Annotated in this window: 4 protein-coding genes and 2 pseudogenes; 2 read left to right on the top strand and 4 right to left on the bottom strand. The window is 64.2% G+C overall.

The window, feature by feature from the left end; genetic code table 11:
• Positions 1–192, top strand: a pseudogene (locus AC1D0Z_RS15685) (lipopolysaccharide heptosyltransferase I); the annotation flags it as partial.
• The gene (locus AC1D0Z_RS15680) at positions 189–1,559 is read left to right on the top strand and encodes a 3-deoxy-D-manno-octulosonic acid transferase (RefSeq protein WP_477659150.1); all 1,371 of its coding nucleotides are present in this window, start codon (positions 189–191) and stop codon (positions 1,557–1,559) included. The pseudogene AC1D0Z_RS15685 and the gene AC1D0Z_RS15680, both read left to right, overlap by 4 nt.
• A 355-nt stretch (positions 1,560–1,914) precedes the next feature.
• Here AC1D0Z_RS15680 and AC1D0Z_RS15675 read toward each other — a convergent pair whose 3' ends face one another.
• The 4 genes and pseudogenes from AC1D0Z_RS15675 to AC1D0Z_RS15660 form a co-directional block, all read right to left on the bottom strand.
• Entirely contained in the window at positions 1,915–2,922 is a 1,008-nt protein-coding gene (locus AC1D0Z_RS15675; protein ID WP_477659149.1) for a cupin-like domain-containing protein, read from the bottom strand.
• Positions 2,923–2,993: 71 nt separating this feature from the next.
• Positions 2,994–4,355, bottom strand: coding sequence for a TolC family outer membrane protein (locus tag AC1D0Z_RS15670; protein ID WP_477659148.1), 1,362 nt, complete (start codon positions 4,353–4,355; stop codon positions 2,994–2,996).
• Positions 4,356–4,415: 60 nt separating this feature from the next.
• Positions 4,416–4,778 carry a rhodanese-like domain-containing protein gene (locus tag AC1D0Z_RS15665; RefSeq protein WP_477659147.1) on the bottom strand — a complete coding sequence of 121 codons (363 nt, stop codon included), beginning with the start codon at positions 4,776–4,778 and terminating at the stop codon, positions 4,416–4,418.
• Between the two features lie 65 nt (positions 4,779–4,843).
• Positions 4,844–5,176: pseudogene (locus AC1D0Z_RS15660) on the bottom strand (protein-L-isoaspartate O-methyltransferase); the annotation flags it as partial.

Genomic DNA, 5,176 nt, shown 5'->3' with positions numbered 1-5,176 from the left:
GCGCTGGACTTGCCGCATGTGCAGATCTACAACTTCGACACGGCGTGGCGTACCGGCCCCGCTGCCCTTGGCCACGGGGGGCGGCAGGTCAGCGTGTTTGCGCAGCCGGCGCCTACGGTGGAAACCGTCTGGCAGGCCTGGCTGGCATGCTGGGCGGTGAGCAGCCCCACCCGTGCCGGAGAGGCGAAATGAGCGCGCTGGTCCTGAAGCTGTATTCGCTGCTGATGTGGCTGGGCCAGCCGCTGCTGCGCCGCAAACTGGCGCGCCGCGGAAAGCACGAGCCCGGCTACCTTCAGGCGGTGCAGGAACGCTTTGGCCACTACACCCAGCCCGCAGAAACCACCTCGGAGCTGGTCTGGCTGCATGCCGTTTCGCTCGGCGAAACACGCACGGCCGCCGTGCTGCTGAAGGCGCTGCGCGCGCAGTATCCGGGCTTGCGTATTTTGCTGACGCACGGCACAGCCACCGGCCGCGCCGAGGGCGTGGCCCTGCTGCAGCCCGGTGACGTGCTGGTGTGGCAGCCCTGGGACAGCCCGGGTGCAGTAGCGCGGTTCTTTGGCCACTTCAGGCCACGCCTGGGCCTGCTGATGGAAACCGAGATATGGCCCAACATGGTGGCCGGCGCCCAGGCGCGCGCCATACCGCTGGTGCTGGTGAACGGCAGGTTGTCCGAAAAATCCCTGCAGCAGGCGCTGAAAATGTCGCCGCTGTCGTTTCCGGCTTACGCGGGGTTGTCCGCGGTGTATGCCCAGACCGGTGACGACGCACGGCGCTTTCGCCAGGCCGGCGCTGAGGTGAGTGGTGTGTACGGGAATTTGAAGTTTGATGCCTCGCCCGACGACGCCCAGCTGGAAAAAGGCAAGGCCTGGCGCCGGGCGCTCGGTGTGCCGGTGCTCATGTTTGCCAGCTCGCGGGAAGGCGAAGAGCAGGAATTTTTGAAGCAAATAAGTGCCGCAGCCCAATCAGAACATGCGCAACCAGCTATTAATTCTGTAGCAGATGAATCACGGCCAGAAGCACACGTGGAAGGGCCGGGAAGCCAGTTCAGGGTGTTGCTGGTGCCGCGCCACCCGCAACGCGTCAATGAAGTGGAGGCGCTGGTGCAGCAGCACGGCCTGCGCGTCTCGCGCCGCTCGCACTGGCCCGATACGGCGGGCGGCCCGGCCGTGAACGACGATGCGCTGCATGCGGATGTGTGGCTGGGCGACTCGCTGGGTGAAATGGCGCTGTATTACGCGATGAGCGATGTCGCCTTGCTGGGCGGCAGCTTCGCACCGCTGGGCGGGCAAAACCTGATCGAGGCGGCCGCCTGCGGTTGCCCGGTCGTGATGGGCCCCCATACCTTCAACTTCACCGAAGCCGCCGAGCTGGCCATCGAGGCCGGTGCAGCCCGGCGTGTGGTCGATATGGAGCAAGGCGTGCGCGCTGCGAGAAAACTGATGGACAAACCCGAAGCACGCGCCGCCGCCGTGGCCGCCGGCCTGGCCTTCGCCGACCGCAATCGGGGCGCCACGGTGAAGACGGTGAGTGCGCTGGAAAATTTTCTGGCACGGCGATAGGACAGCGCCATGACTGAGAAATCCAAACTGCGCGTACCCATCTGGTTCTGGATGCTGCTTTTCATGGCCGCCTGCCTTTTCGGCTTCGGCACCTATGTGATCCTCACGCTGATTTAACGAAGTCACCCTTCGACAGGGCGAACGGGTACTTAGTGAACGACTGGGATGATCTCCTAAACCCAGCGTGAGCCGTGGAACCGGCTTTGCCGGGCCACAGGCGCCGTCCCCTGCAAGGGGAAAAGGGCTACACGGAGTGAGCCCGATAGGGGTGTGCCAATTCTTCGGCTTTGCCGGGCCGCAGGCGCAGCACCCCTCGGGGGGCAGCGCATTACACGAAGTGAAAAGCGTGGGCGCTCTACTTCTTCTGATGACAGGTGCAATTGCCCCAGGCATAAAGGCGCAGGTGATGCGCCCAGTCGCGCAGCGTGGCCCAGGCGCCGCCGGTCGCCACTTCATACGGCGTCAGGCCAAACATGCCCAGGCTTATGGAAGGCTCCACCGACACCACGGAGTGCCAGGTCCGCCTGGGGATGAACAGGGCATCGCCGGCTTCTACGCGGGCGTGGTAGCCATGGGCTTTTTCGAAGGAGGCGAGTTCGCGGACTTGCTCGGGCAGGCGCGAGACGTTGATGTCGCTGAGCGTGGCGCCCCAGTCGTATTTGGCGGCCGGGCACATGTGCTGGCGCTGGTCGGGTGAGAAAAGGATGAACTCCTTGACGCCCTGGAGCTGCACAAACCAGTTGTGCGGGAAATCATTGTGCAGGCCGGTCACGGTATTGGCCGGGCCCATGAACACATATTCCCAGGTCATGCGGCCGGGCCACAGGCTCTTGATGAGCAGGTCTTGGCGCAACTCGGGGTATTTTTCGAGGATGTCCCACTGCGCCAGGTACAAGGTCGTCGGCTTGAACGACTGCATGTGGGCCCAGTTCAGGTGAAAACGCTCGCCGGGTTTGTAGCCGTCCCGCACCGGCTTGGGCAGCAGGCCGGCCATAGGGTYCGGTGTGCGTTGCGCAGCCTTGCCGAGTTCCCGAAGGTAGGGCGCGACCGGAAGGAAGGGGCGGCCCTTGGTCACGCCCTGTTCGACCAAGCCATCGGTGAACTTGACCGGCACCTCGGCGCCCTTGCCGGCACAGACGTCGGCGAGGAATTCAAACGACCATTTTTTCCAGGCCGGCCAGTGTTGGATGCCGCCCTTGACCAGCACGGGTTTGTCAAACGGTGGCCGGCGGCCCGTGCGCTTGAGTTCTTCCCACGTGGTTTCCTCGATCAGCTCGAAGCTGGGGCCTTTGGGAACGTGCACCAGCGCATCGGTCACGCGTTCAGCCTCTATCGGCAGGGACAGGGAATTGTGTGCGGGCATCAACATGAAATTCTGGCCCCGGGCCGGGCCTTTGTTGGAGTGTGGTGAAGCGTACCGCAAGCGTAACGCGATTATTTGGCCAGCAGTGCGTTGATTTTTTGCAGGTCTTCCGGCGTCAGTGTGCCATTGGCCTGGCGCAACTTCAGGTCGCCCAGCAGCACGTCATAGCGCGCCTTGGCCAGGTCGCGCTTGGTCTGGAACAGCTGGCTTTGCGAGTTGAGCACGTCAATGTTGATGCGCACGCCGACCTGGTAGCCCAGCCGGTTGGCGTCCAGCGCGCTCTGGCTGGAGAGTTCGGCCGCCTCCAGCGCCTTGACCTGCCCCTGGCCCGATTGCACGCCGAAGTAAGCGGTACGCGTGGCCTGCGCCACAGTGCGCCGCGCGCCTTCCAGGTCGCTTTGCGCCTTGTCACGCAGCGACAGGGTTTCGCGCACGCGGTTCTGTGTGGCGAAGCCCGCAAACAGCGGCACGTTGAGCAGCACGCCGACGGTGGTGGTGTTGGTGCGGAAGGCAAACGGCGGAATGGTGGTCGCCGTGCCCGAGGGGTTGCGCGTGACGTTGTAGCTGGCCGTCGCGTCAAGCGTGGGCTTGTGGCCGGCTTCGGCCTTGTTGACCTCCAGCTCCGCGATTTCTACATTGCTTTGCGCCTGGCGGATGCTGGGGTGTACCAGCTCGGACTGCGAAACCCAGATGTTGACATCGGCGGGTGTCACCGTGGGCAGGCTGGCCGGGCTGGTCAGGGGCTTGGGCTGGGTTTCGGTTTTGCCGACCAGGGTATCCAGCGCGAGTTTCTTCACACGCAGGTCGTTCTCGGCGGCGAGCTCCTGCGCGATCACCAGGTCGTAACGGGCCTGCGCCTCGCGCGTGTCGGTAATGGTGGAGGTGCCCACCTCGAAGTTGCGCTTGGCGGATGCGAGTTGCTCGGCCACTGCGGCTTTCTGGGCCCGTACAAAGGTCAGGGTGTCCTGCGCGGCCAGCACATCGAAATAGGCCTGGCTGGTACGCACGATCAGGTCCTGGTCAGCGGCCTCCAGCTGGGCCTTGGCCAGGTCTACCTGCCTGGACGCCTGCTGGTAGGTGGCCCAGTTGGCCGGGCGGTACAGCGGCTGAGAGAGGTTGAGCGTGGCGTTTTGTGTGTTGAAGCTGCGCTCGATCACCGGTGCGGTGTTTTCAAAATTGGTGCGCGATACGCCTGCCGAAATACCCGCCGTGGGCAGGATACCGGCCTTGGCCTGGTCGGCCCGGGCGAGGTTGGCGTCGTATTGCAGCTTGGCCGACTGGTAAGAGGCGTCAAAGGCTCGGGCCGACTCATACAGCTCGACCAGGCTCTGCGCTTGTGCTGCCGGGGCTGCCATCATCAGCGCTGCGGTGACGGCAATCGACAAGGGCAACATCGACAGGCGTAGCGCCGGCGGTTTCTTGGGCGTGGTCATAAAGGTCCTGAGGAATGGATGAGTCGGCGGATATAAAGGTGAATGCGGCGTGCGGCGGCTTCAATACGTGGGAACTGATGGGTCCACCTGCTGGGACCACGCGTCAATGCCGCCTTGCAGGTTGACGACCTCGGTGAAACCGCTTTGCGTCAAAAAGTTGGCCACCTGCAGGCTGCGCATGCCGTGGTGGCAAAGGCAGGCAATCGGCTGGCCGGTACCGGCTTCAGTTTGCTGCAACTCGGCCAGGYGGGTGGGTATCTCACGCATCGGGATATGCACCAGCCTGAAGCCGTCTTCCCTGACCGATGCCGTCTGCAGTTCCCAGGGTTCACGCACATCCAGCACCACGGGCAAGGCGGGCGCGCCTTCCCCGGCGTTGTTGCGCCAGTCGGCAAAATCGGCGGGGCTCAGTTGGGGAATCATGTGTCGGCTGTCCTGCGTTCAGTTTGCGTGCGTGTGTCTTGGGCGATGAAGTCCTGGGGCCGGGCTCAGAAAGTGAATTTCGAGGGTTCAGCGAAATTCAGCAGGCGCGGCGCGACGGTGTCCCAGGCCTGGGTGGTGCGCCAGGCGTCTTCAGCCACGCGCGTGACCAGCGTGGCGCGCATCATCGGCTCAAAACCCACGATGGCGCTCAGGCGGCCGCCCAGCTTGAGCAGCGACAGCAGCGAAGCCGGTATTTCGGCGACCGATCCGCTGAGCACGATCACGTCGAACGGCCCGCGCAACGGGTCGCTGCTCGAAACGGCCTGGGCGATTTTTGCGGCGCCGTCGCCGGTGCGTACTTCGGCGTTGTAAAGGCCGGCCCTTTRCAGGTTGTCGCG

The organism is Polaromonas sp. P1_E3 (genome assembly GCF_056405935.1).
The sequence above is the reverse complement of the archived record's forward strand: the minus strand, read 5'-3'. Positions and strand labels throughout refer to the sequence as shown.